This window comes from Xylanimonas protaetiae (assembly GCF_004135385.1).
GTDB classification, from domain to species: domain Bacteria; phylum Actinomycetota; class Actinomycetes; order Actinomycetales; family Cellulomonadaceae; genus Xylanimonas; species Xylanimonas protaetiae.
Genome location: NZ_CP035493.1, coordinates 3,313,778 through 3,337,977, shown reverse-complemented (window position 1 = coordinate 3,337,977; position 24,200 = coordinate 3,313,778). Strand labels below are relative to the sequence as shown.

At 75.0% G+C, this 24,200-nt stretch carries 22 protein-coding genes; 16 read left to right on the top strand and 6 right to left on the bottom strand.

The genetic code is table 11. From position 1 onward, the window contains the following. Positions 1-51: 51 nt before the first annotated feature. Entirely contained in the window at positions 52-249 is a 198-nt protein-coding gene (locus ET471_RS15490) for a hypothetical protein (protein ID WP_129189769.1), read from the bottom strand. 511 nt (positions 250-760) lie between these two features. After that, positions 761-4,342: a methionine synthase gene (metH, locus tag ET471_RS15485; protein ID WP_129189768.1), complete on the bottom strand. Its 3,582-nt coding sequence runs from the start codon at positions 4,340-4,342 to the stop codon at positions 761-763. Positions 4,343-4,514: 172 nt separating this feature from the next. Here metH and ET471_RS15480 point away from each other — a divergent pair, with 172 nt between their 5' ends. The 5 genes from ET471_RS15480 to ET471_RS15460 are packed head-to-tail and all read left to right on the top strand — an operon-like array spanning position 4,515 to position 8,551. After that, complete coding sequence (locus ET471_RS15480) at positions 4,515-4,763, top strand: FeoA family protein (RefSeq protein ID WP_129189767.1); 249 nt, start codon at positions 4,515-4,517, stop codon at positions 4,761-4,763. Continuing rightward, entirely contained in the window at positions 4,760-6,727 is a 1,968-nt protein-coding gene (gene feoB / locus ET471_RS15475) for a ferrous iron transport protein B (protein WP_129189766.1), read from the top strand. The genes ET471_RS15480 and feoB overlap by 4 nt, the downstream gene beginning before the upstream one ends. Then, positions 6,724-6,963, top strand: coding sequence for a hypothetical protein (locus ET471_RS15470; RefSeq protein ID WP_129189765.1), 240 nt, complete (start codon positions 6,724-6,726; stop codon positions 6,961-6,963). Before feoB ends, ET471_RS15470 begins: the two co-directional genes overlap by 4 nt. Before the next feature lie 24 nt (positions 6,964-6,987). Continuing rightward, on the top strand, positions 6,988-7,818 hold the full coding sequence (locus ET471_RS15465) for a lysoplasmalogenase family protein (RefSeq protein WP_207207283.1): 831 nt from the start codon (positions 6,988-6,990) through the stop codon (positions 7,816-7,818). A gap of 10 nt (positions 7,819-7,828) precedes the next feature. Next, entirely contained in the window at positions 7,829-8,551 is a 723-nt protein-coding gene (locus ET471_RS15460; protein ID WP_129189763.1) for an alpha/beta fold hydrolase, read from the top strand. Positions 8,552-8,600: 49 nt separating this feature from the next. On the opposite strand, the gene ET471_RS15455 is transcribed toward ET471_RS15460, so the two are convergent. Together ET471_RS15455 and ET471_RS15450 are read right to left on the bottom strand one after the other, a co-directional pair. Continuing rightward, a complete protein-coding gene (locus tag ET471_RS15455; RefSeq protein WP_129189761.1) occupies positions 8,601-11,141 on the bottom strand; it encodes a DNA gyrase/topoisomerase IV subunit A in 2,541 nt (846 codons plus the stop codon). A gap of 56 nt (positions 11,142-11,197) precedes the next feature. Next, the gene (locus ET471_RS15450) at positions 11,198-12,091 is read right to left on the bottom strand and encodes a DMT family transporter (protein ID WP_129189759.1); all 894 of its coding nucleotides are present in this window, start codon (positions 12,089-12,091) and stop codon (positions 11,198-11,200) included. A gap of 120 nt (positions 12,092-12,211) precedes the next feature. Here ET471_RS15450 and ET471_RS15445 point away from each other — a divergent pair, with 120 nt between their 5' ends. The 4 genes from ET471_RS15445 to ET471_RS15430 all read left to right on the top strand — a co-directional run bounded on the left by ET471_RS15445 (position 12,212) and on the right by ET471_RS15430 (position 17,534). Then, on the top strand, positions 12,212-14,953 hold the full coding sequence (locus ET471_RS15445; RefSeq protein WP_129189756.1) for a bifunctional acetate--CoA ligase family protein/GNAT family N-acetyltransferase: 2,742 nt from the start codon (positions 12,212-12,214) through the stop codon (positions 14,951-14,953). 75 nt (positions 14,954-15,028) lie between these two features. Beyond that, the gene (locus ET471_RS15440) at positions 15,029-15,643 is read left to right on the top strand and encodes a DUF5998 family protein (protein ID WP_129189754.1); all 615 of its coding nucleotides are present in this window, start codon (positions 15,029-15,031) and stop codon (positions 15,641-15,643) included. A 1-nt stretch (position 15,644) separates the two neighbouring features. Next, a complete protein-coding gene (locus tag ET471_RS15435) occupies positions 15,645-16,859 on the top strand; it encodes an alkaline phosphatase family protein (protein ID WP_129189753.1) in 1,215 nt (404 codons plus the stop codon). A 30-nt stretch (positions 16,860-16,889) separates the two neighbouring features. Beyond that, positions 16,890-17,534 carry a thymidine kinase gene (locus ET471_RS15430; RefSeq protein ID WP_129189751.1) on the top strand — a complete coding sequence of 215 codons (645 nt, stop codon included), beginning with the start codon at positions 16,890-16,892 and terminating at the stop codon, positions 17,532-17,534. 85 nt (positions 17,535-17,619) lie between these two features. Here ET471_RS15430 and sepH read toward each other — a convergent pair whose 3' ends face one another. Beyond that, complete coding sequence (gene sepH / locus ET471_RS15425; RefSeq protein ID WP_165350513.1) at positions 17,620-18,819, bottom strand: septation protein SepH; 1,200 nt, start codon at positions 18,817-18,819, stop codon at positions 17,620-17,622. A 141-nt stretch (positions 18,820-18,960) separates the two neighbouring features. Between sepH and ET471_RS15420 the strand changes: the two genes are divergently transcribed. The 3 genes from ET471_RS15420 to ET471_RS15410 all read left to right on the top strand — a co-directional run bounded on the left by ET471_RS15420 (position 18,961) and on the right by ET471_RS15410 (position 21,007). After that, positions 18,961-19,656 carry a trimeric intracellular cation channel family protein gene (locus ET471_RS15420; protein ID WP_129189747.1) on the top strand — a complete coding sequence of 232 codons (696 nt, stop codon included), beginning with the start codon at positions 18,961-18,963 and terminating at the stop codon, positions 19,654-19,656. Then, positions 19,653-20,507 carry an inositol monophosphatase family protein gene (locus tag ET471_RS15415; protein ID WP_165350512.1) on the top strand — a complete coding sequence of 285 codons (855 nt, stop codon included), beginning with the start codon at positions 19,653-19,655 and terminating at the stop codon, positions 20,505-20,507. The genes ET471_RS15420 and ET471_RS15415 overlap by 4 nt, the downstream gene beginning before the upstream one ends. A 200-nt stretch (positions 20,508-20,707) precedes the next feature. Beyond that, positions 20,708-21,007 carry a DUF4193 domain-containing protein gene (locus ET471_RS15410; RefSeq protein WP_129189745.1) on the top strand — a complete coding sequence of 100 codons (300 nt, stop codon included), beginning with the start codon at positions 20,708-20,710 and terminating at the stop codon, positions 21,005-21,007. Between the two features lie 31 nt (positions 21,008-21,038). On the opposite strand, the gene ET471_RS15405 is transcribed toward ET471_RS15410, so the two are convergent. Further along, positions 21,039-21,581: a DUF3093 domain-containing protein gene (locus ET471_RS15405; protein ID WP_129189743.1), complete on the bottom strand. Its 543-nt coding sequence runs from the start codon at positions 21,579-21,581 to the stop codon at positions 21,039-21,041. A 47-nt stretch (positions 21,582-21,628) separates the two neighbouring features. Between ET471_RS15405 and dut the strand changes: the two genes are divergently transcribed. From dut to ET471_RS15385, 4 genes are all read left to right on the top strand, one after another. Beyond that, positions 21,629-22,114, top strand: coding sequence for a dUTP diphosphatase (gene dut / locus ET471_RS15400; protein ID WP_129189741.1), 486 nt, complete (start codon positions 21,629-21,631; stop codon positions 22,112-22,114). A gap of 135 nt (positions 22,115-22,249) precedes the next feature. Beyond that, entirely contained in the window at positions 22,250-23,005 is a 756-nt protein-coding gene (locus tag ET471_RS15395) for a DUF3710 domain-containing protein (protein ID WP_129189739.1), read from the top strand. Between the two features lie 16 nt (positions 23,006-23,021). After that, positions 23,022-23,390 carry an OB-fold nucleic acid binding domain-containing protein gene (locus ET471_RS15390; RefSeq protein WP_129189737.1) on the top strand — a complete coding sequence of 123 codons (369 nt, stop codon included), beginning with the start codon at positions 23,022-23,024 and terminating at the stop codon, positions 23,388-23,390. Beyond that, positions 23,387-24,175, top strand: a complete 789-nt coding sequence (locus tag ET471_RS15385; protein ID WP_129189735.1) for a DUF3159 domain-containing protein — start codon at positions 23,387-23,389, stop codon at positions 24,173-24,175. Before ET471_RS15390 ends, ET471_RS15385 begins: the two co-directional genes overlap by 4 nt. Positions 24,176-24,200 lie beyond the last annotated feature (25 nt).

The following is a 24,200-nucleotide window of genomic DNA, read 5'->3' as shown; positions in this document are numbered from 1 at the left end:
GCGCCGTCCGTCCTCGGTTGGGTCTCGTGTTCACTGTCGGTGGTGCTGCTGTTACCGGACCCACTCCTGGAGCGGCGCCCGCGTGGCGAGCGCGGACTCGGTTGCGTGCTGGTCCGTATGGAGCTGCTTGCGGTCCTTGCGGCTCCGCCAGGCCACCGCGTCGACGACCATGACGGGGGCGCCTGCCTCCTCCTCGGAGACCTTGACGGACCCGTCTGCCACCGTGAGGTCTGGCTTGAACCTGAGCACCTGTCCGATCGAACCGTTCAGGAGCTGGTACGTACGCTCGATCAGGGGTTCGGCGTCGCGCCACGAGTTCCGCTTGCCGACGGCGAGTTTGGTAGACGCGGTAGCCGTAGCGGACCCCCTGGCTCTGGGGGCGATCGACGTCTCGAAGCGCGCACGTGTAGCTGAGGTGGTCTCTGCCGCTGGACTCCGGTTCGAGGGGGATCTTGCCGCGGCTCCGCGGTGTGGAGGGCGCACGGTCGACCCCCCGCGCCGTGGACTCGATCTGGACCATGCCCGGCCACGTTGCGCAGGCAGGCGTCACACACGAGAGTATCGCCGCAGGTCACGGCGTCGGAGGCCCGATCGGGTGTTGGTGCTTCGCCGGACCCCGCCAGACGTGACGCGTTTATGACGCGCTTTGGTACGTTGGGGTCTGTCCAGCCGGCGGCTGGATACGTGACCCGCGAACTCCCTCGCAGGTCATGACCTGCATGAACGTCGCTCACCAGGCCACGCGCCCCGCCCGGATTCCTCAGACCGAGAAGTACTTCGCCTCCGGGTGGTGGAATACGAAGGCATCCGTCGAAGCCTCCGGGTGCAGCTGCAGCTCCTCCGACAGCACCACGCCCACCCGTCCCGGCTTCAGCAGCTCGACGACCTTGTGCCGGTCCTCCATGTTCGGGCACGCCGGGTATCCGAGCGACATGCGCGCCCCGCGGTAGTCGAGCTTGAACAGCCCTTCGACCGAGCCCGGCTCCTCGGACGCGAAGCCCAGCTCGGCGCGCACGCGCGCGTGCCAGTACTCGGCGAGCGCCTCGGTGAGCTGCACGGAGAGGCCGTGCAGCTCCATGTACTCGCGGTACTCGTTCGCGGCGAACATCGTCGCGGTGTGCTCCGCGACCGTGGCGCCGACGGTCACGAGCTGCACGGGCAGCACGTCGAACCGGCCGGTCTCCTCATAGAAGGACCGCGGGCGGATGAAGTCGGCGAGGCAGAGGTGCCGGTCGCGCCGCTGGCGGGGAAAGGTGAAGCGCAGCCGTTCGGTCCCAGCGATGCCGCCCGACCCTCCGTCCGGCCCGGAGTGGTGCGCCACGACGACGTCGTCGCCCTCGGACCAGGCGGGGAAGTAGCCGTAGATGACCGACGGGTCGAGGATGCGCTCGGTGCGGATCCGGTCGAGCCACATGGCGAGGCGGGGCAGGCCCTCGGTCTGCCGCAGCTCCTCGTAGGAGGCGCCGTCGTCGCCGCGACCCGGCTTGAGGCCCCACTGGCCGAGGAACACGGCGCGCTCGTCGAGGAACGCCGCGTAGTCGGTCAGGGGCATGCCCTTGACGATGCGCGTGCCCCAGAACGGGGGCTCGGGCACCTCGTTGTCGGCGGCGACGTCGGACCGTGCGGGCAGGTCCTCGAGCGGCGTCTCCGCGACGGTGACGACGCCGTGGCGGCGCTTCTTCAGCGGCGGAAGGCCCACCTCGTCCGGCGAGGCGCCGCGCGCGACGCGCACGAGCGGCTCCATGAGCCGCAGCCCTTCGAACGCGTCGCGCGCGTAGCGGACGGTGCCGGGGAACAGTCCGGCGAGGTCGTCCTCGACGTAGGTGCGCGTGAGGGCGGCACCGCCGAGCAGCACGGGCCAGCGCTCCGCGAGGCCGCGCGCGGCGAGCTCCTCGAGGTTCTCCTTCATCACCACCGTGGACTTCACGAGCAGGCCGGACATGCCGATGACGTCGGCGTCGTGCTCCTCGGCGGCCTCGATCATGGCGCTGATGGGCTGCTTGATGCCGATGTTGACGACCTTGTAGCCGTTGTTCGTCAGGATGATGTCGACGAGGTTCTTGCCGATGTCGTGCACGTCGCCGCGCACGGTCGCGAGCACGATGGTGCCCTTCGTCGTCTCGCCGCCGATCTTCTCCATGTGCGGTTCGAGCAGCGCGACGGCGGACTTCATGACCTCGGCCGACTGGAGCACGAACGGCAGCTGCATCTGGCCCGAGCCGAAGAGCTCGCCGACCACCTGCATGCCGCCGAGCAGGTGCTCGTTGACGATGTCGAGGGCCTTCATGCCCGCCCCGAGCGCCTCGTCGACGTCGGCCTCCAGGCCCTTCTTGTTGCCGTCGACGATGCGGCGCGCGAGGCGCTCGCCGATCGGCAGGGCCGCGAGCTCGGCCTCGCGCGCGTCGCGCAGCGCGGCGGCGTCGACGCCCTCGAAGAGGGAGAGCAGGTGGGCGAGCGGGTCGTGGACCAGCTCGCCGGCGTCGTCGTACTCCCGCTTGTCCCACACGAGCGCGAGCGCGGCGTCCCACTGCTCGTCCGGGATCGCGGTGCGCGGCAGGATCTTGGCCGCGTGCACGATGGCGGAGTCGAGCCCGGCGGCGGCGGCCTCGTGCAGGAACACCGAGTTGAGCACCGTGCGCGCCGCCGGGTTGAGGCCGAAGGACACGTTGGAGACGCCCAGCGTCGTGTGGACGCCCGGGTAGAGGCGCGTGATCTGGCGGATCGCCTCGATGGTCTCGATGGCGTCGCGTCGCGTCTCCTCCTGCCCCGTGGCGATGGGGAAGGTCAGGGCGTCGACGATGATGTCGTCGACCCGCATGCCCCACTTCTGCACGAGCGTGTCGATCAGGCGGGAGGCGATGGCGACCTTCGTCGCCGTGGTGCGCGCCTGCCCCTCCTCGTCGATCGTCAGGGCGACGACGGCGGTGCCGTGCTCCTTGACCAGCGGCATGATGCGGTCGAAGCGGGACCCGGGCCCCTCGCCGTCCTCGAAGTTGACCGAGTTGACGACGGCACGCCCGCCGACGAGCTCGAGGCCCGCCTGAAGGACCGCCGGCTCGGTCGAGTCGATGACGAGCGGCAGCGTCGACGCCGACGCGAGGCGCGAGACGACCTCGCGCACGTCGGCGACGCCGTCGCGACCCACGTAGTCGACGCACACGTCGAGCAGGTGCGCGCCCTCGCGCGTCTGCGCGCGTGCCAGGTCGACGATGTCGTCCCAGCGGCCCTCGAGCATGGCGTCGCGGAACGCCTTCGAGCCGTTGGCGTTGGTGCGCTCGCCGATGGCGAGGTAGCTGAGCTCCTGGGTGAGGTCGGTGGGGGAGTAGAGGGAGGCGACGGCGTTCTCCCGCTGCGGGGTGCGCGCCGCGAGCGACTGGCCCCGCACCGCCTCGACGACGGCGCCCAGGTGCTCCGGCGTCGTGCCGCAGCAGCCGCCCACGAGGCCCAGGCCGAACTCCTTGACGAACTGCACGTGGGCCGCGGCGAGCTCGGCGGGCGAGAGCGGGTAGACCGCGCCGTGCGGGCCGAGCTCGGGCAGGCCGGCGTTGGGCATGCACGTCACCGGCATCTCGGAGTGCTGCGACAGGTAGCGCAGGTGCTCCGACATCTTGTCGGGGCCGGTGGCGCAGTTGAGGCCGATGGTGTCGACGCCGATCGACTGCAGCGCGGTGAGCGCGGCGCCGATCTCGGAGCCCATGAGCATGGTGCCCGTCGTCTCCACGGTCACCGACACCATCACCGGCACGCGGCGCCCGACGGCGGCGAACGCGTCGTGCGCGGCCGTGACCGCGGCCTTGGCCTGGAGCAGGTCCTGCGAGGTCTCGATGAGCAGGGCGTCGGCCCCGCCCTCGAGGAGGCCGGCGGCCTGCTCGGCGAACGTCGCGCGCAGGTGCGCGTACGTGGTGTGGCCGAGCGACGGCAGCTTGGTGCCCGGGCCCATCGAGCCCAGCACCCAGCGGGGGCGCTCGTCCGTGGCGTACGCGTCGGCCCGCGACCGGGCGATCGCGGCGCCCGCACGGGCCAGCTCGCGGATACGGTCGTCGATGCCGTAGTCGCCCAGGTTGGACCAGTTGGCGCCGAAGGTGTTCGTCTCGACGGCGTCGACGCCCGCCTCCAGGTAGGCGTCGTGCACGGCCGCGATGATGTCGGGCCGCGAGACGTTGAGCACCTCGTTGCAGCCCTCGTGCCCCTCGTAGTCCTCCAGGGTGGGGTCCTGCGCCTGGATCATCGTGCCCATCGCGCCGTCGGCGACGACGACGCGGGAGCGCACCGCGTCCAGGAGGGCGGCCGCGCGGGCGTCGGCGGCAGGGTTCTCGGCAGGGCGGGCGTCGAGGGTGGTCACGCACGGAAGCCTACGGCGGGGACCCGCGCGCCGGGGCGGCTGTCTCGCCGCCCGCCGCACCGCCCCACGGCGGTCCCGGCGAGGCGAGCACTCAGCGCCACCTCTCGTGAACCCCGTCACAAACGCGCCAGGGTCCTTCAGGCAAGGCTTACCTCAGCCGTACGGTTCTGCCGTGGATCTGCGTCTGTGCCCCGCGGGCACCTCCGCCGAGGTGCGCTGGGTGGACCTCGAGGACGGCGAGCGCGCCCGGTTGCGCGAGCTCGGCCTGCGCGAGGGAGCCGTGGTCCACGTCGTGCACTGCAGCGCGTTCGGGGGCCGCGTCGTCGCCGTCGGCTCCGACCGCCTCGCCATCGACGGGCGCACGTGCGCCTGCATCGGCGTCACGCCGCTCACCCCCGAGCTCGCCGGGGCGTCGGCGTGAGCTGCCACGACGCGGCGCCCGGCGTCGTCGTGGAGGCAGGGACGCTCACCATCGGGCTCGTCGGCAACCCCAACGCCGGCAAGTCCACGCTCTTCAACACGCTCAGCGGCGCCCGGCAGGCCGTGATGAACGCGCCCGGCACCACCGTCGAGCTGCAGACCGGCACGTGGAAGCGCGGCGGTCGCCGCCTCGCCCTCGTCGACCTGCCCGGCACGTACAGCCTCACGCCACGCTCGCCCGACGAGCAGGTGGCCGCCGACTACGTCGCCGGGCGCGGCGAGCTCGGCCGCCCCGACGTCGCCGTCGTCGTCCTCGACGGGTCCGCGCTCGCGCGGTCCCTCTACCTGCTCGCGCAGGTGCACGAGACCGGCACGCCCGTCGTCGCCGCCGTGACCATGCTCGACGTCGCCGCCGCGCGCAGCGTCACGCCCGACCTCGACGCGCTCGCCACCGCCGCGCAGGTGCCCGTCGTCGCGCTCGACCCGCGCACCGGGAGCGGCGTGGAGGCGCTCGGCGTCGCCGTCGAACGCCTGCTCGAGACGACGCGGTGCCCGGCCGGGTGCGCGTGCGCGCAGGCCGACCGGCACGCGCACGGCGGCTGCCGCTGCGCGACGGCCACAGCCGCGCCCGTCGCGATGAGCGACGAGGAGCGCTTCGCCTGGACCGAGCGCGTGCTCGCGGCCGCCGTGCCGACGCCGCCCGCCGTCCCCGTGCGCTCGACGTCCGACCGCATCGACCGCGTCCTGCTGCACCCGTGGCTCGGCGTGCCGGTGTTCCTCGCCGTCATGTGGGCCGTCTTCGAGCTCACCACCGTCGTCGCGACGCCGCTCGTCGACGCCGTCGGCGGGTTCTTCGGCGGGCCCCTCGCGAGCGGGCTGCGGGCCGTCGTCCCCGGGCCCGCGTGGGTCGAAGGGCTGCTCGTCGACGGCGTGCTCTCCGGCGTCGGCACGGTGCTGTCGTTCGTCCCGCTGCTCGCCCTCGTGTTCGTCGCGATCGGCATGCTCGAGGACTCCGGGTACCTGGCCCGCGCGGCGTTCGTCGCCGACCGGGCGCTGCGTTCCATCGGGCTGGACGGGCGGGCCATGGTGCCGCTCGTCATCGGGTTCGGGTGCAACGTGCCGGCCATGGTCGCCACGCGCACCATGCCCGACGCCCGCCGGCGCCTGCTGACCGGCCTGCTCATCCCGCTGACGTCGTGCCCCGCCCGCTTGACGGTGTACGTGCTGGTGGCGGGCACGTTCTTCCCGCGGTCCGCAGGCACGGTCGTCTTCGGGCTCTACGTGCTCTCCGGGCTGCTCGTGATCCTGGGCGGGCTCGTGCTGCGCTCGACGGCGTTCCGCGACCTGCGCCAGACCCGGCCCCTCGTGCTCGCCCTGCCCGCGTACCACGTGCCGCGCCTCCGTCCGCTCCTCCTGTCGACGTGGACGCGCGTCGCCGCGTTCGTCCGTGGCGCCGGCGGCATCATCGCCGGCACGCTCGTCGTGGTCTGGGTGCTCTCCGCGATCCCCGTGACCGGCGGGCACCCCGTCGGCGAGGTGCCGGTCCACGACTCCGTCTACGGCCGCGTCGCCGACGGCATCGCGCCCGTGCTCGCCCCGGCGGGGCTCGACGACTGGCGCCTCGCCTCGGCCCTGACCACCGGGTTCGTCGCCAAGGAGGTGGTGGTCGGCGCGCTCGCGCAGTCCTTCTCGCTCGACCCCGCCGACGTCGGTGCCGCCTCCGCCGACGGCGCCCTCGGCGACCAGCTGCGCGCCACCCTCGACGTGACGTCGGGCGGGCACGCGACCGCGGCGGCGCTCGCCTTCCTCGTGTTCGTGCTCGCGTACACCCCGTGCCTGGCGACGGTCGCCGAGCAGCGCCGCGTGTTCGGCGGGCGCTGGGCGTTCGGCGCGGTCGCGGTGCAGCTGACGTTCGCGTGGCTGCTCGCGGTGGCCGTGTTCCAGACCGGCCGGCTGCTCGCGTGAGCGTGCTCGCGGACGTGCTCGACGCCGTGCGGCGTGGCGTGCCGGGCGACCACGTCGCGGCGCACCTCGGCGTCGACCCCGGGCTCGCCGACCTCGCGCTCGACCACTGGGTGCGCCTCGGCATCGTCACCCCCGCGGGCGACCTGCAGCTCGGGTGCACCGGCTGCTCCGGCCTGGCGGGCGGCGCGCGCGTGGAGCGGGCCCCGAGCTGCGCGGGCTGCCCCTTCTCCCGCTGACCGACTCCCGCTAGCCTCGGGGGCGTGTACGACGACGTCCACGCCGGACCCGGGTTCGACCCCGAGCCGGTCCCCGACCCCGGAGGCGCGCTGCCCCGGGGCGTCCTGACTCCCGCGCTGCGCCGGATCGAGCCCTGGCTGCCGACCCGCGCCGCGCGCGGCTGGTTCGCCCTCTTCCTGCTGCTCGCGCTGGTGCACCTCGTCGCGCAGCTCGTGGTCCCCGGCGGGTGGGACGTCGCGCACGTGACGCAGTGGGTGCTCATGCCCCCGCTCGCCGCCGCGCTGTGGACGGCGACCGCGCCGCCGCGGCCCCGCCTCGTGCAGCTCGCGGTCGTCGCGCTGCTGTGCTCCTGGGCGGGCGACACGGTGCCGTCGTTCGTGCCCGGCGACGCGGCCTTCCCCGCGATGATGGGCGTGTTCCTGTGCGCACAGCTCGTCTACGTCGCCGCGTTCTGGCCGTACCGGGACCGAAGCGTGCTGCGGCGCGCCCGCGGCGTCGTCGCGCTCTACGCGGTGGTCTACCTGGCCGTCGTCGTGGGGGCGTCGCAGGGGCTGCCGCCCGGGCCTGCGGCCGTGGTGATGGTGGTCGGCCTCGTCGTGTACGGCGCCGCCCTCGTGACGATGGCGGTGCTCGCCACGGGCGTCGACCGGCTCGCCGCGGCCGGCGGGGCGGTCTTCCTCGTGTCGGACGGGCTCATCGGCCTGGCGCAAGGGCTGCCCGAGACGGTGGACGCGCTGCCGCCCGGCGGGCACGCGTTCCTGGTGATGCTCACCTACGTCGTCGCGCAGACGCTGCTTGCCGCGGGCGTGCGGCGGCGCTCCGTCGCCGGGCAGCGTGTCGGGGGACGTGGGTAGCGTGGCTGGCATGGACATCGTGCTGATCCCTGGATTCTGGCTCGACGCGTCCGCGTGGGACGACGTCGTTCCCGCCCTGGAGGCCGCAGGGCACACCGTGCACGCGCTCACGCTCCCCGGGCTGACGCCCGGCGCCGACCGGTCGGGCATCCACCTCTCCGACCACGTCGACGCCGTCGTCGCCGCGATCGACGCCGTCCCCGACGACGCGCCCGTCGTGCTCGTGGGGCACTCCGCGAGCGGGGGGCTCGCCTACGCGGCCGCCGCCCAGCGCATCGACCGCGTGCCCCGCGTCGTCTACGTCGACAGCGGCCCGATGGCGGAGGGCGACGCCGTCGACGCGGGGCTCGACCCGGCCGTCGTCGACCACGAGCTGCCGTCGTGGGACCAGTTCGGGGACGAGGACCTCGTCGACCTCACCGACGCGCTGCGGGAGCAGTTCCGCGCCCGGGCGGTCCCGCAGCCCGGCAACACGGTGCGCGAGGCGCACCACTACACCGGCAGCGCCGACGAGCGCCGCACGATCCCCGGCACCGTCATCGCGTGCGAGTACCCCGCCGAGGCGCTGCGCGCGCTCATGGGGCAGGACCACCCGTACGTGCGCGAGCTGTCGCTGCTCACGGACTACGAGATCGTCGACCTGCCCACCGGGCACTGGCCCATGCTCACCAGGCCTGCCAAGCTGGCCGAGGCGATCCTCGCGGCGGTCGACCAGGACGTCGACGAGGCCTGAGACCAGGCCTGAGACCAGGCCTGACTCGGAACGCCGCCGCCGGTCGGCCTCAGCCGATCGCGGTGATCGGCGCCGCCAGAGGAGCGCCGGAGCCGTCGCGGCGGTGGTCCGCGGCGGGCAGGTCGACGGGCTGTCCGGCGCCGCCGACGGCGCGGGCCGGGCCCTCGCCCACCCACGCGAGGACCAGCCGGTCCTCGCCCTTGAGGAAGCGGTGCGAGCGGACGCCGCCCGTCGCGCGCCCCTTGCCCGGGTAGAGCTCGTAGGGCGTGACCTTGACGGACCCGCCGCCGACGCCGGGCAGCTGCCCCTCGGTCCCGGCGACCGTCACGACGGCGAGCTCCGGGCGGACCGCGGCCCGCGCGGCGCCGAAGAACACGACGGTCTGCCCCGCGGCGAGGCTGATGCCCGCGATGCCGCCGCCCGCGCGCCCCTGGGGGCGCACCGCGGAGGCCGCGTAGTGCAGCAGGGACGAGTCGGACGCGACGAACACGACCTCGTCGTCGTCGGTCACCGGGGCGGCGCCGACGACGGAGTCGCCGTCCTTGAGCGTGATGACGGGCCACTCGTCCTTGTTGCCGGGGACGTCGCCCGCGGTCACGCGCTTGACCACGCCGCCCGCGGTGCCGAGCGCGAGCGTGGGCGCGTCGTCGGCCAACGAGACGACCGTGAGCGCCTCCTCGCCCGGGGCGAGGTCGGCCAGCTCGGCCACGGGGATGCCGCCGGAGAGCGACGGGGCGCCGTCGGTGGGCGGGATCGCGGGGAGCTCCAGCGCGGAGATGCGCAGCACGCGGCCCGCGGTGGTCACGAGCCCGATGTCGGAGCGCGACGTCGTCGCGACGTCGCCGCGCAGGGCGTCGTGCGCGTGACGACGGCCGTGGCGGGACACCACGCCCGTGCCAGGGCCGGCGTCGGGCTCGACGGCGTCGGGGAGGGTGCCCTCGCCCGCCGCGGCGGGCTCGATCGTCGTGCGCGCCAGCAGGCCGGTCGCGGACAGCAGCACGTGCGTGGGCTGGTCGGCGATCTCGAGGGAGATCTCGCCGACCTTGCGCCCGCGGGCGCCCGGAGCCGGGGCCGCCGACGTCGCCGTGCCTCCCGCGGCGTCGAGCAGCACGGTGCGGCGCGGGGTGCCGTAGGTCGAGGCGACCTCGCCCATCTCGGCGGAGACGACGCGGCGCAGCACGGCGTCCGAGCCGAGGATCTCCTCGAGCTCGGCGATCTCCTTGACGAGGTCGCTCTGCTCCTTCTCCAGCTCGATGCGGCTGAACCGGGTCAGGCGGCGCAGCTGGAGGTCGAGGATGTAGGTGGCCTGCGGCTCGGACAGGTCGAACACGTCCATGAGGCGCGCGCGGGCGATGCCGGCGTCGTCCGACGAGCGGATGACCTGGATGACCTCGTCGATGTCGACGATCGCGAGGAGCAGGCCCTCGACCAGGTGGAGGCGTTCCTTGCGCTTGCCGAGGCGGTAGGCCGTGCGGCGGCGGACGACGGCGATGCGGTGGTCCACCCACACCCGCAGCAGCTCGAGCAGGCCGAGGGTGCGCGGCTGCCCGTCAACCAGGGCCACGTTGTTGATGCCGAACGAGTCCTCGAGCGGCGTGGTGCGGTACAGCTGCTCGAGCACGGCCTCGGGGTCGAAGCCGGTCTTGACCTCGACCACGAGGCGCAGCCCGTGCGCGCGGTCGGTGAGGTCCTGGACGTTGGCGACGCCCTGGATCTTCTTCGTCTTGACGCCGTCGGCGATCTTCTCGACCACCTTCTCCGGGCCCACCAGGTACGGCAGCTCGGTGATGGTGATGCCGCGGCGGCGCGGCGTGATGTTCTCGATGCGCGCGGTGGCCCGGGTGCGGAACGTGCCGCGGCCCGTGCGGTAGGCGTCGCGGACGCCGTCGAGGCCCACGATCTTGCCGCCCGTGGGCAGGTCGGGGCCGGGGACGAACCGCATGACGTCCTCGAGCGTCGCCGACGGGTTCGTGAGCAGGTGCTGGCCCGCCGCGACGACCTCGACGAGGTTGTGCGGGGCCATGTTCGTGGCCATGCCCACGGCGATGCCGGACGCGCCGTTGACCAGCAGGTTCGGGATCGCGGACGGCAGCACCTCGGGCTGGGTCAGCTTGTTGTCGTAGTTCGGGACGAAGTCGACGACGTCCTCGTCCAGGCCCGCGGTCATCGCCGTCGACGGCGGGGCCAGGCGGGCCTCGGTGTACCGGGGGGCGGCGGGGCCGTCGTCGAGCGAGCCGAAGTTGCCGTGGCCGTCCACCAGCGGCAGGCGCAGCGAGAAGTCCTGCGCGAGGCGCACGAGCGCGTCGTAGATGGCCTGGTCGCCGTGGGGGTGCAGCTTGCCCATGACCTCGCCGATGACGCGCGAGGACTTCACGTAGGGCCGGTCGGGCCGCAGGCCCATGTCCGACATCATGTACAGGATGCGGCGCTGCACCGGCTTGAGACCGTCCCGGGCGTCCGGCAGCGCGCGCGCGTAGATGACGGAGTACGCGTACTCGAGGAACGACGACTCCATCTCGGAGGCGACGTCGATGTCGACGATCTTCTCGTCGAAGGGCTCGGCCGGGGCGGCGACGGGCTTGCGCGCCATGGGGTGCGGCTCCTGCGGGGTGGTCGGGCTGCGTTCGGACGGACGTTCGAGGCACCCTATCCCGCGCGTGCCGCGGGCTCGGCGACACGTGCACGGCGTGGCCGCCACGTCGCGAGGAACGCGCCGACGAGCACGAGCGGGAAGCCGACGACGATGCCCGTCGTGACGGGTTCGGACAGGAAGACCACGCCCGCGAGCAGCGCGACCGCCTGGTTGAGGTAGGTGATGACGGTGGCGGGCGCCGGCCCCACCTCGGCGATGAGCTGGAACAGCAGCACGAACGCGAGCGCCGTCGGCACGAGTCCCAGCAGCACGACGGACCCGATGACCCCGCCCGACGGCGTCGACGTGGGCCACGACGCGACCGCGAAGGGCGCGTAGACGATGGCGGCGAGGCTCAGCGCGACGGCGTTGACGGCGACGGGGGACACGCCGCCCAGCCGCCGCGCGATGATCATCGGCCCGATGGCGTAGCACAGCGCCGTCGCGAGCACCTGGAGCACGGGGCGCAGGGGAGCGCCCCCGGCGGCGTCGACCCCGGCGAGCGCGGCCACGCCGCCGAGCCCCACGAGCAGCCCGGTGACGCGCAGCGGCGACACGCGCCGGTCGATGCGCAGCGCGAGCGCGAGCACCGTGGCGAAGATCGGCGTCGCGGCGACGAGCAGCCCGGCGAGCGAGGACGTGATGTGCCGCTCGGCGTCGGTCAGCAGCCACCAGGCGAGCATGATCTCGACGCCCGCGTAGGCGAGCACCAGGGGCCAGCGCCGCAGCACCGCGCGCAGGTCGCCCGAGCGCAGCGCGAACGGCAGCAGCACGAGCGCGCCGATGACGCACCGGCCGAGCACGATCACGGGCGGTGACAGCTCCGCGACCGCCAGCCGGATGAACAGGTACGGGATGCCCCAGATGATCCCGAGGGCGACGAAGAGGAGTGCTCCGCGCCTGGTCAATGCAGCCTCCCTGGCGTTGCGCACGGCCGCTGCGGCCGGCACCCGGAGCGTAGACCTGCGCACCGACACGAGCGGCACGGATATCGGCGCGCGCGCCGCCCGCCCGGTTAGCCTGGGCGCGTGAGCGAGACGGCCGCGTACCCCGTCGCGTGGGAGGCGGACGTCGTCCTGCGTGACGGCACCACCACCCACCTGCGACCGATCCGCCCTGCGGACGCCGACGCCCTCCAGCGGTTCCAGGTCAACCAGTCGGAGCGGTCGTCCTACTTCCGCTTCTTCGCGCCCGTGCGCCGGCTCTCGGACCGCGAGCTCGCGCTCTTCACGCACGTCGACCACGTCGACCGCGCCGCGCTCGTCGCCGTCCGCACCAGCCCGGAGGACCCGGGCACGCAGGACATCCTCGGCGTCGCCCGGTACGACGTCGTCGAGCCGGGTCTGGCCGAGGTCGCGTTCAACATCGCCGACTCCGTGCAGGGCGTGGGCCTCGGGTCCGTGCTGCTGGAGCACCTCGCCGCCGCGGCGCGCGAGCGCGGCCTGCGCCGCTTCACCGCCGACGTGCTGCCGCAGAACGGCGGCATGCTCGCCGTGTTCCGCGACGCCGGGTACGACGTGCGCCAGCACCTCGACGACGGCGTCGTCACCGTCTCCGTGGACCTCGACCCGACGGAGCGGTCGCGGCAGGTCATGGCGGACCGCGAGCACCGCGCCGAGGCCCGCTCGATGCAGGCGCTGCTCACCGCGCGCCGCGTCCTGCTGGTCGGTCCCGGGCCGGACACGGGCGTCCCGGGCTGGGCCGCGTCCGCGCTGCTGGCCCAGCGCGTGCTCGACGCCGCGGCCGCCGACCCCGGCGACACCGAGCTGTTCGTGCTCGACCCGCCGGCGGCCCCAGGCCCGGACGCGCGGCACGTCCCGGCCTGGGACGACGTCCCTGCCGTCGACCTCGTCCTCCTCGCGGTGCCCGCCGCCGACGCCGTCGCGGCCGTCCGGCGGCTGGCGGGCACGGGCGCCCGGGGTGTCGTCGTGCTCTCGGCGGGGTTCGCCGAGACCGGCCCCGAGGGCCTCGAGCGGCGGCGCGAGCTGCTGCGCGTCGCGCACGGGCTCGGCATGCGCGTCGTCGGCCCCGCGTCCTGGGGCATCGTCACCACCCAGCCCGGCGCGCGGCTGCACGCGAGCCTCGCCGAGCACCCGCCGGCCCCCGGCGTCGTCGGCCTGTTCTGCCAGTCGGCGCCCGCCGCGGTCACGCTCGCCGCGACGCTCGTGCGCCGCGGCCTGGGCGTCTCCGCGATCGTGTCCGCCGGGCACCGCGCCGACGTCTCCGGCAACGACCTCATGCAGTACTGGCACGACGACCCCGCCACCAAGGTGGCCTGCCTGTACCTCGAGTCGATCGGCAACCCGCGCAAGTTCACGCGCGTCGCCCGGCGGCTCGCCGCCGAGAAGCCCGTCGTCGTGGTCGTCGCGGGCCGCTCCGGGCAGGTTGTCATGCCCGGCCACGCCGTGCGCGCCACGCACGCCCCGCGCGCCCTGCTCGACGAGCTGCTGCGCCAGGCCGGCGTCATCCGCGCCGAGAACACCCACCAGCTCATCGACATCGCGCAGGTGCTCGCGCACCAGCCGCTGCCGCGCGGCGGGCGCGTCGGCATCCTGGCCAGCTCCGCGGCCCTCGCCGCGCTCGTGGCCGAGGCGGCCGCCGCCCACGGCCTCGTCGTCGCGTCCTCCAGCGACTTCCTCGCCCCCGAGCGGTCCGCCGACGACGTCGAGCGCGTCGTCGAGTCCCTCTACGCCGAGGACGCGTGCGACGCCGTCGTCGTCGTCGACGTACCCGTCGTCATGGAGCGCGGCGACGTCGTCGCCCGGGCCGTCGCGCAGGCCGCGGCGCGCACGGGGCGCACCACGGTCGTGTCCGTCATCGGGCTGCACGGCATGCCCGACGAGCTCGCCGCGACCGCCCCCGACGGCACCCAGGTGCGCGTTCCCGCGTACTCCACGCCCGAGGACGCCGTCGCCGCGCTCGGCAAGGTGGTCGCCTACGCCCGCTGGCGCGAGCGCGACCACGGCGCCGCCGTGCAGCCGCCCGGCATCGACCGGCGTGCCGCGCGCCGCCTGGTCACGGCAGCGCTCGCGGCGGTCCCCGCGCCGGAGCGGGGAGAGCCGTGGGGGGAGGGCGTCGAGACGAGCGTGACGCTCGACGGCGCCGCCGCGGCCGAGCTGCTCGCCTGCTACGGCCTGCGGGTCTGGCCCGTGCGCCGCGTCCCCACCGCCGGCGACGCCGTGGCCGCGGCCGCGGCGCTCGGCTGGCCCGTGGCGCTCAAGACGGCCAGCCCGACCTTGCGGCACCGCACCGACCTGGGCGGCGTGCGCCTCGACCTCGCCGACGCCGAGGAGCTGCGCGAGGCGTTCGAGCGCATGCGGGCCGTCGCGCGGGCGGCGGGCCTCGACCCGCTCCTCGAGGTGCAGTCGATGGCCCCGACGGGCGTCGCCGTCGTCGTGCGGTCCGTCGAGGACCCGCTGTTCGGGCCGGTCGTCTCCTTCGGCCTCGCCGGCGACGCCGTCGACCTGCTCGGCGACGTCGCCTCCGCCGTCGCGCCGCTCACCGACGTCGACGTGCACGAGCTCGTGCGCGCGGTGCGGGCCGCGCCGCGCCTGTTCGGCTACCAGGGCGCCCCGCACGCCGACGTCGACGCGGTCGAGGACGTCGTGGCGCGCGTGTCCGTCATGGCCGACGACCTGCCCGAGCTCGCCTCGCTGGAGCTGTACCCCGTCGTCGCCGCCGAGCAGGGCGTGTCGGTGCTGCACGCGGCCGTGCGCCTGCGGCATGCCGCCGAGCGCCGCGACCCGCTGCGCCGCGTGCTGCCCGGCTGACCACGCGGCGCCGCCGCAGCGGGGTTTCCACAGCTCGGCCGCCGGCGTCGCGCCCCGCGGTGGAACAATGCTCCCGTGCCCCACACCGACTCGCCCGCCGACCTGACCGCATCGTCCGGACTGCCCGCCGACCTGACCGCCGAGCTCGTGCGCGCGGGCTACTACCCGCAGCTCGTCGCCGACGTCCTCGACGTCGCGCTCGCGGGGGAGGCCGTGGTCGCCCACCTGGTGCAGGCCGAGACGACCTTCGACTCCGAGGTGCGCCGCCACCTCACCGTGCTCGTCCTGACCGAGTCGCGCCTGGTCACCGCGCACGTCGACGACCACGAGGGCGACCACGCCAACCCGTCGTCGGCGGCCGCCACGACGGACGCCGTGCCGCTCTCGGAGGTGCGCTCGGTGTCGCTGACGCACGTCGTCGCCGAGCCCGCGTCCTACCGCAGCGGCGCCGGCGGCGACCACACGTCCGAGCTGAGCCTCGTCGTCGGCTGGGGCGCCGTGAGCCGCATCGAGCTCGAGCCCGCGACGTGCGGCGACCCGTCGTGCGACGCCGACCACGGCCTGACCGGCTCGATGCTGCCCGACGACGTCGTGGTCCGCGTGGCCGCCGCCGCGGAGGGCCCCGCCGCCGTCCGCCGCGCGGTGGCGTTCGCCCGGACGCTGTCCGCGGCGACGACGCGGCGCCGCTGACATGACGGACCTCGCGCTGCCGGACGGCCTGCTCGCGCCCTCCTACGGCACGGACTCGCTCGCGGCAGTGCTCCCGGGCGCGGCCGGAGCGCTGGGCGTCGCGATGACCACGTCGACCGGGCTCGACTCCGCGCAGTGCGCGACCGCGCTGGGCCTGCCGTCGGCGGAGCGCGTCGTCGTCGTGCTGTGCGACGGGCTGGGGTACCTCAACGTGGCCGAGCGCGCGGGCCACGCGCCCTTCCTGCGCGGGCGGCTGCCGGAGACGCGCCGGCTGCGCACCACGTTCCCGTCGACGACGGCCGCCGCCGTGTCGACCTTCGGCACGGGCACCGCGCCGGGGCGCACGGGCATGCTCGGCTACACGCAGCGCAACCCGGCCACGGGCGGCCTGGCGAACATGGTGTCGTGGACGGAGCAGTCCGACCCGTACCGGATCTCGCGGCCCGGCGGGCAGCAGCTCGCGAGCCCGCTCCCGGTGCCCGCCGACGTGCTCCAGCGCGAGCCCACGGTCTTCGAGCACGTCACCGCCGCCGGCATCCGCGTCACGTCCGTGGGCCCGTCCCGGTTCGCGGGCTCCGGCATGACGCTCGCCGCGCTGCGCGGCGCCCAGTACGTGGCCGCCGAGAAGCTCGAGGCCCGCGTCGACGGCGTCGTGCGCGCGCTGCGCTCCCCGGGGCTCGCCTACCTGTACTGGGGCGATGTCGACAAGGTCGGCCACCACCACGGGTGGCACTCGTGGCAGTGGGGAGACGCGCTCGAGGCGTTCGACCGCGAGCTCGCCCGCCTGGTCCGCTCCGTGCCCGCGGGCACGCTCGTGCTCGTCACGGCCGACCACGGCCAGGTGCAGGTCGACCTCGACGACCGGTTCGACGTCGCGACGACGCCGGCGCTCGCGGAGGGCGTCGCGCTCGTCGGCGGCGAGCCGCGCGCGGTGCACCTCTACGCGTCCGGGTCCCCGGACGACGTCGCCGCCCGCTGGCGGGACGTGCTGGGGGAGCGCGCCGTCGTCGCGACCCGCGCCGAGGCCGTCGCGGCGGGCTGGCTCGGCCCCGTCTCCGACCACGTGCTGCCCTGGGTCGGCGACGTCGTCGTCGCGCCGCGCGGACGCCTGACGATCGTCGACTCCCGCACGCAGACGCCGCCGTCGTTGGCGCTGCTGGGCGTGCACGGCTCGTTCACGCCCGAGGAGATGACGATCCCGCTCGTCGTGGCGTAGCCGCGCCCGCGACCTGGAAGGATCACCCTCATGGCCGAGCTCGTCTTCTTCACCGGCACCATGGACTCCGGAAAGTCCACCCTCGCCCTCCAGACCGACTACAACTACGCCGCCCGCGGGCGGGTCGGCCTGGTGTTCACGCGCCACGACCGCGCGGGCGCCGCGCGCATCTCGTCGCGGCTCGGTCTGGAGACGGCGGCCCGGGAGGCGGACGAGACCACCGACTTCGGGGCGGTGGTCGCCGACGAGCGCCGCCAGGGCCGCCCGGTCGACTACGTCGTGTGCGACGAGGCGCAGTTCTACTCGCCCGCGCAGGTCGAGCAGCTCGCGCGGCTCGTCGACGAGGTGGAGATCGACGTCTTCGCGTTCGGCATCACGACCGACTTCCGCACCCGGCTGTTCCCCGGGTCCGCGCGCCTGCTCGAGCTCGCCGACCGCACCGAGGTGCTCCAGGTGCCGGCCCTGTGCTGGTGCGGCCGCCCGGCCACGCACCAGGCGCGCACGGTCGACGGCGTCATGGTCGTCACGGGCGAGCAGGTGGTCGTGGGGGACACGGCGGCGTCGGCGGCCGTGGTGGCCTACGAGGTGCTGTGCCGCCGCCACCACATGCGCGGCATGACGGCGGCCGCGGCACGGCAGCACGCCGCGGCGAGCGACTCGCGGCTGGTGCTCTGACCGCGTGCGCCGACCAGGACCGCGCTGATCAGGACGGTTCGGCCAGGACGGCCCCGGCCAGGACGGTTCGGCCAGGACGGTTCGGCTAGGACGGTTCGGGGCGGGCGCCGAAGACGATCTCGTCCCAGCTCGGCACGGCCGCCCGGCCCTTGCGCCGGGCCGCGGGGACACCGCGCGCGGGCGTGCCGGGGCGCGGCGCCGCACCTACCGCGGCGGGCGACGCGGCGGAGCGCGCGTCGTCACCCGCGGGCTCGGCCGGCTCGGCGTCCCGGGAGGGCGCGCCTGACGGCGTGAGCAGCGCGGGCTGCGTCGCCCCGGGCCCGGCGCCGGGGGACACCGACTTGTCGCGCGGGCGTCGCGGGTTCCACCGGCCCAGGTCGACGACGCTCGCCCCGGCGGTGCGCTCCTCCGCCACGGGCTCCGGCGTCCGCACGGGGGTCCGTTCCCGCACGGGCACGTCCCCGAGCGGGATCACCTGGAAGCTGTCGTCGCCGTCGTCGGACCCAGCGGCGGGCGGCGTCCGCGGGGAGACCACGGGGATCGCCGACGTTGGCGCGCGGTGAGGGCGTCCGGCCGGGCGCTGGCCCCGGCGGCCCGCGAGGTCGTCGAGCAGGAGGTCCGTCTCGTCGTCCGCGGCCGGCAGGGCGCGGCGCGCGGCGAGCGACGGGACGCCGCGCACCTCGGGCGTCAGCGGGTCGTCGGGCTGGCCGAGCCAGCGCGCCTCGTCGTCGAGCGGCGTGACCAGGCGCCCGCGCAGGTCGAACGTCCAACGGGCGCTGCGCTCGCGGTCACCGGCGGAGAAGCGCACCTCCACGACCCACGGGGCCGTGCCCTCGCGGCGGGCCGTCCAGGTGGCGTGGTCGGGCTGCACGCCGCGCGCCGCGAGGCGCGAGTCGGCGATCGCGCCGAGCTCGCTCGTGCCGTCGAGACCGGGGACGTCGTGGGCGCGCACCATGCCGATGACGTGCTCACGCTCGGTGAGGACGGGCCACTCGTAGCGGCGCACGTTCTCCAGGGGGATGCCGGACTCGGCGGCGAGCTCCTCGGCGGTGGCGCCGGCGCGCAGGCGGGCCTGCAGGTCGCGGGGGCGCAGGGTGGGCCCCGCGGCGAGCGTCGTCGCGGGGCCGGGCGTGGCGGCGGGCGCGGGGTCCGCCGGGTGCGTGGCGCGCGCGACCGCGGCACGCAGCGCATCGGTGACGGGCAGGGCGTGTTCCGTGCCGTCGGCGTCGCGCAGGACGAGCGATCCACCGTCCTGGGCGAGCCTCACGAGCTCGAGCTCGGCCATGCTTCCTCCTCGGCGGGCCATGCCGGGCCCTGCGCCGGCGTACGTGACGGGTTCGAGCGTGCCACCGCCTTCCGCGCCATCGCGGCAGGCGCCCCGGTGTGCCGCCGATCTGGGCAGCGCCGGGACGGGCAGGATGACCCCGTGGACGGGTTCTCGGACTGGGTGGCAGAGCTGCCGTACGACCGTGCGCTGGAGCTCGCGGGGGTGTTCTTCGCCGCGCTGTCGGGCGGGCTGGCGGGCGTGCGCAAGAGCTTCGACGTGTTCGGCGTGCTCGTGCTCTCCTGGGCCGTCGGGCTCGGCGGCGGCGTGATCCGCGACCTCCTCATCGGTTCGACGCCGCCGGTCGGCATCTCCAACTGGCAGTTCGTGACCACGGCCCTGGCCGCCGGCATCGTCATCTTCTTCTTCCACCCGAGCGTGGCCCGCATGCGCCGCACCGTCATCATCCTGGACGCGTGGGCCCTCGGGTTCTTCGTCCTGCTCGGCACCACGAAGGGCCTCGCGTCGGGCGCGGGCCCGCTCGCGTCGGTCATGGTGGGCGTGCTGACGGGCATCGGCGGCGGCATGCTGCGCGACATCCTCGTGGGCGAGGTGCCGCTCGTCCTCGCGGACCGGCAGCTCTACGCGATCCCCGCGTTCCTCGGGGCGGGCGTCACGGCGGGGCTGTGGTGGGCGGGCTGGCACACCCTGTGGACGCAGATCGCCGTGGTGCTCCTCGTCAGCGGCATCCGGCTCGTCTCGCTCCGGCTCGGCTGGGTGGTGCCGTCGGCCGGCCCGGGCTGGAGCGGGCGCTGGGGTGCCCGCGACCAGTCCTCCCGGGAGAGGATGGGCCGGTGACCTCCGCGAACATCCCGCCCCTGCCCGACGACGTCACCATCGCGTCCCTGCGCGCGCTGGCCACGTCGCTGGCCACCGAGGCCGGCGCCGTCGTGCGCGCCCGCCGCCCGGAGCAGGTCGTCGTCGCCGACACCAAGTCCTCCGACGTCGACCCCGTGACCGCCATGGACCGTGCCGTCGAGGAGCTCCTCGTGGCGCGCCTCACGCAGGAGCGCCCGCAGGACGCGATCCTCGGCGAGGAGGGCGACGACGTGCCCGGCACGAGCGGGCTCACGTGGGTCGTCGACCCGATCGACGGCACCGTGAACTACCTCTACGGGGTCGCGTCGTGGTCGGTGTCCGTCGCCGTCGTCAGCGGGCCGCCGGACCCGGCCGAGTGGACCGTCCTGGCGGGGTGCGTGCACGACGTCGTCGCCGACCGCACGTGGACCGCCGGCCTGGGCGAGGGCGCGACGGTCGACGGCGTGGCGCTGCGCCCCGTGGAGCCCGCGCCGCTCGCCCGCAGCCTCACCGCCACGGGGTTCGGCTACGCGGCCTCCCGTCGCGCGGCGCAGGCCCGGGTGCTGACCCAGGTGCTCCCGCGCGTGCGCGACATCCGCCGGCTCGGCTCGGCCGCCGTGGACCTGTGCCTGCTCGCGCAGGGCTCCTACGACCTGTACTACGAGCGCGGCCTCAACCCGTGGGACATGGCCGCCGGGTCGCTCGTCGCGACCGAGGCGGGCGCCCGCGTCGTCGGGCTGCGCGGCGCCCGCGCCGGGCTCGCCATGACGGTCGCGGGGCGAGGCGCCGCCCTCGACGAGCTCGTCGACATCCTCGAGGCCGCCGACGCCGACGCCCCGGATGGCGCCTGACGCGCGTCCCGCTGGCGGGGAACGTGCCTGTGGTGATCCGTATCACCGCAGTTCACGGGGCATTTTTGGCGAAGTGGCCGAGAACACCTCGCGCGGACAGTCCACATGGGGCACAATCCGTGGGCCGACCGGGAACAAAACCCGCGGCCCAAGCATTATCAGCGCGTACCGATCCCGACTCACGGAGCGTGACCTCACAGATGGCAACCGACTACGACGCCCCCCGCAAGAACGACGAGGACGTGGAGTCCGACTCCATTCAGGAGCTCCAGGCCCGCCGTTCCGACAAGTCGTCGGGTGTCGTCGACGAGGACGAGACGGAAGCGGCGGAGGGCTTCGAGCTCCCCGGCGCCGACCTCTCGGGCGAGGAGCTCGCCGTGCGCGTTCTCCCGCGCCAGGCGGACGAGTTCACCTGCACGTCCTGCTTCCTCGTCCACCACCGCAGCCAGCTGGCCTACGAGAAGAACGGCCAGATGGTCTGCTCGGAGTGCGCGGCCTGACCGCGGACACCCGACGAACCGTGGAAGGCCGTCACGCCTCGGGCGTGACGGCCTTTGCGGTACCCGGGCCGTCCCCGGCGCCCTCACCCGTCCCGGCGCCCCGCTCCGTCCCGGCGACCTGGGCGCGCAGCGCCGCCGCGAGCTCCTCGGGGCGGCGCGACGAGACGATCCAGTAGGGCGTCGGGTCGGCCGGGTCGTGCAGGGCGACGCGCACCGCCGTCGGCACCGACGACACCAGCACGACGTGGGCCCGCGCGTCCAGGCGTGCCCCGAGCTCGGCGGCGCGCTGCTCGCGCGTCGCCAGCACGACGACGTCGCCCAGCAGCGCCGCGGGCACGTGCGCCCGCCCCGCCCGCAGCTCGCCCCCGGCGACCTCGACGAGGGGCGCCCGGAGCACGGCGGCGCCGACGCACACGACCGCCGCGGCCACGCCGGCGACCCACGCCGCGGTGGGCCAGACCGGCAGCATCACGATCAGCAGCAGCAGCCCCACCCCGGCGAGAGCGGCCAGCAGGCCGGGACCGGGCACGAGACGCTCGCGGAACTGCCTGGCGGTGGGGGAGACGGTGCTCATAGGCCCATCCTGCCCCGCCCGGGACACGGCCCGCGTACGCTTCGCCCGTGACCGACCACCCGCAGCCCCCGTCCGACACGACGGTCGACGTCCTGATCCGCCTGCTCGACGACGTCGTGCCGGTGCCCGCGTACGCCCACCCGGGCGACGCCGGCGCCGACCTGGTGACCACCGTCGACGTCGAGATCCCGCCGCAGGGCCGCGTCACCGTGCCCACGGGCGTCGCGATCGCGCTGCCCGACGGGTACGCGGCGTTCGTGCACCCGCGCTCCGGGCTGGCGGCCAGGCACGGCCTCACGATCGTCAACGCGCCTGGCACCGTCGACGCGGGCTACCGCGGCGAGCTGCGGGTCACCCTCCTCAACACCGACGTCGCCGAGCCCGTCCGGCTCCAGCGCGGCGACCGCGTGGCCCAGCTGGTCATCCAGAAGGTCGAGAAGGCGCGGTTCCTGCAGGCCGAGGTGCTGCCCGGGTCGCACCGCGGCGAGGGCGGCTTCGGGTCGAGCGGCGGCTGGGCGGCCGCGCGGGCGTGACGGGCGCGCAGACGTGACCCCACGGGGGTGACTCGGTGGACGCGGTGACCAGAACGCCGCGCATCCGGGCTACTGTGGAAATGACCATCTGGACGGTGCCGCGGCGCCTCCGGCAACCGAGTGAAGGAGCCCCGCGTGGGTCTGTTCCGGCGCAACGCGTCGCAGAGTGAGGACACCCAGCCGCAGGCCGAGGCCGTGGCTGACGAGCCCACCACCGAGACCACCCCCGACGCCGCGGCGCAGTCTGCGAACGCCGGGTCCGAGGCCCCGCAGCGCGGCCCGTTCGACGCCGCCGACGTGCGCACCATGGGTCCGCGCGTCGACCTCGGTGCCATCTGGCTCCCCGTCATGCCGGGCCTGGGCCTGCGCATGGAGATCGAGAAGACCACGCAGAAGGTCACCGGCGTCTCCGCGACGCTCGGCCAGTCGGTGCTCCAGGTGCAGGCGTTCGCCGCGCCGCGCACGTGGGGCATCTGGGACGAGGTGCGCGACGAGCTCGCCGCGTCCGTCACGCAGCAGGGCGGCACCGTGGACGACGTCCCCGGCCCGTTCGGCCGCGAGCTCCTCGCCCGCATGCCCGCGCAGATGCCCGACGGCAGCCCTGCCGTCCGCCCGGTGCGCTTCATCGGCGTCGACGGCCCGCGCTGGTTCCTGCGCGGTGTGCTGACCGGACAGGCCGCCGTGGACGTCGAGGCGGCCAAGCCGCTCGAGTCCGTCTTCGCGAACGTCGTCGTCGTGCGCGACGACAGCCCGCGCCCGCCGCGCGACCTGCTCGCGCTGACCATGCCGAACCAGGGCGGCCCCGCCCCGGCCGGCCCCGAGGGTGCCGCTCCCGCGACGCCCAGCTTCGACCCGCTCACGCGCGGGCCGGAGATCACCGAGATCCGCTGAGGAACCGGGACCCACGATGTCGTTGCGCACTGCCCTGAGGCAGGTGATCGCGTCCGCCGACACGGTGGCCGCCGGCGAGGAGCGCGTCGAGGCCGCCAAGTGGACGGGCTGCCGCGCCGTCGGCGACCTCCCGCTGCGGGAGCGCGGCAAGGCCGCGGGCGTGCTGCGCTCCGTCGTGCTGCGTCCCCGCCAGGGCGTGCCGTCGGTCGAGGCGGAGCTGTACGACGGGTCGGGCTCGCTCGACCTCGTCTGGCTGGGCCGGCGCACCATCGCCGGCATCGAGCCGGGCCGTCGCATCCGCGTGGACGGGATGGTGTGCGAGGCCGAGGGGCGCCGCACGATGTACAACCCGCGCTACGAGCTGAAGCCGAGGGCGGGCGAGTGAGCGCCCCGCCTCCCGAGCAGGTGCCTGCGGCGGTCCCCGCCGTCGCACCGCCGGCCGCGCGCCGCGGCATGCAGGCCGTCACGGGGGAGACGTTCTCGTTCTCGGAGGCCGTCGGCGGCGTGCGCGGCGTCGTCGAGGCGCTGCTGCCCGGCACGCTCTTCGTCGTCGTCTACGTGGTCTCGGCCAACCTGAGCTGGGCGATCGGCTCCGCGGCCGGCGCCGCCCTCGTCGCCGTGGTGCTGCGGCTCGCGCAGCGCACGCCCGCGACGCAGGCGCTCGGCGGGCTCCTCGGCATCGGCGTCGGCGTCTTCTGGGCGTGGCGCTCGGGCGAGGCGCAGAACTTCTTCGCCTGGGGCCTGTGGACGAACGCGATCTACCTGGTCGCCGTGCTCGTGTCGATCGCGGTCCGGTGGCCCGCCGTCGGGCTGTTCGTCGAGATGCTGCGCGCCGGGCTCACCGCTGACACCGCGCGCGAGCAGGCCGCCGCCGGCGCCAACCCGCTCGCGGTGATGGTCGCCTGGCGTAAGAACCGCGACCTGGTCCGGCGCTACACGCTCGCGACGTGGCTGTGGGTGGGCATGTTCGCCCTGCGCCTCGCCGTGCAGCTGCCGCTCTACCTCGACAACTCGGTCGGGTGGCTCGGCACCGCGCGCCTGGTGCTCGGCGTGCCCCTGTGGGGCCTGGTGCTGTGGCTGACATGGGCCGTGGTGCGCGGGGCGCACACCGACCACCATGCGGCCGCTCCTGGCGAGCCCGAGCGGGAGCCCTCCGACCCCGCGCGGTGACGGACGTACGACGGGCGGCCCCGAG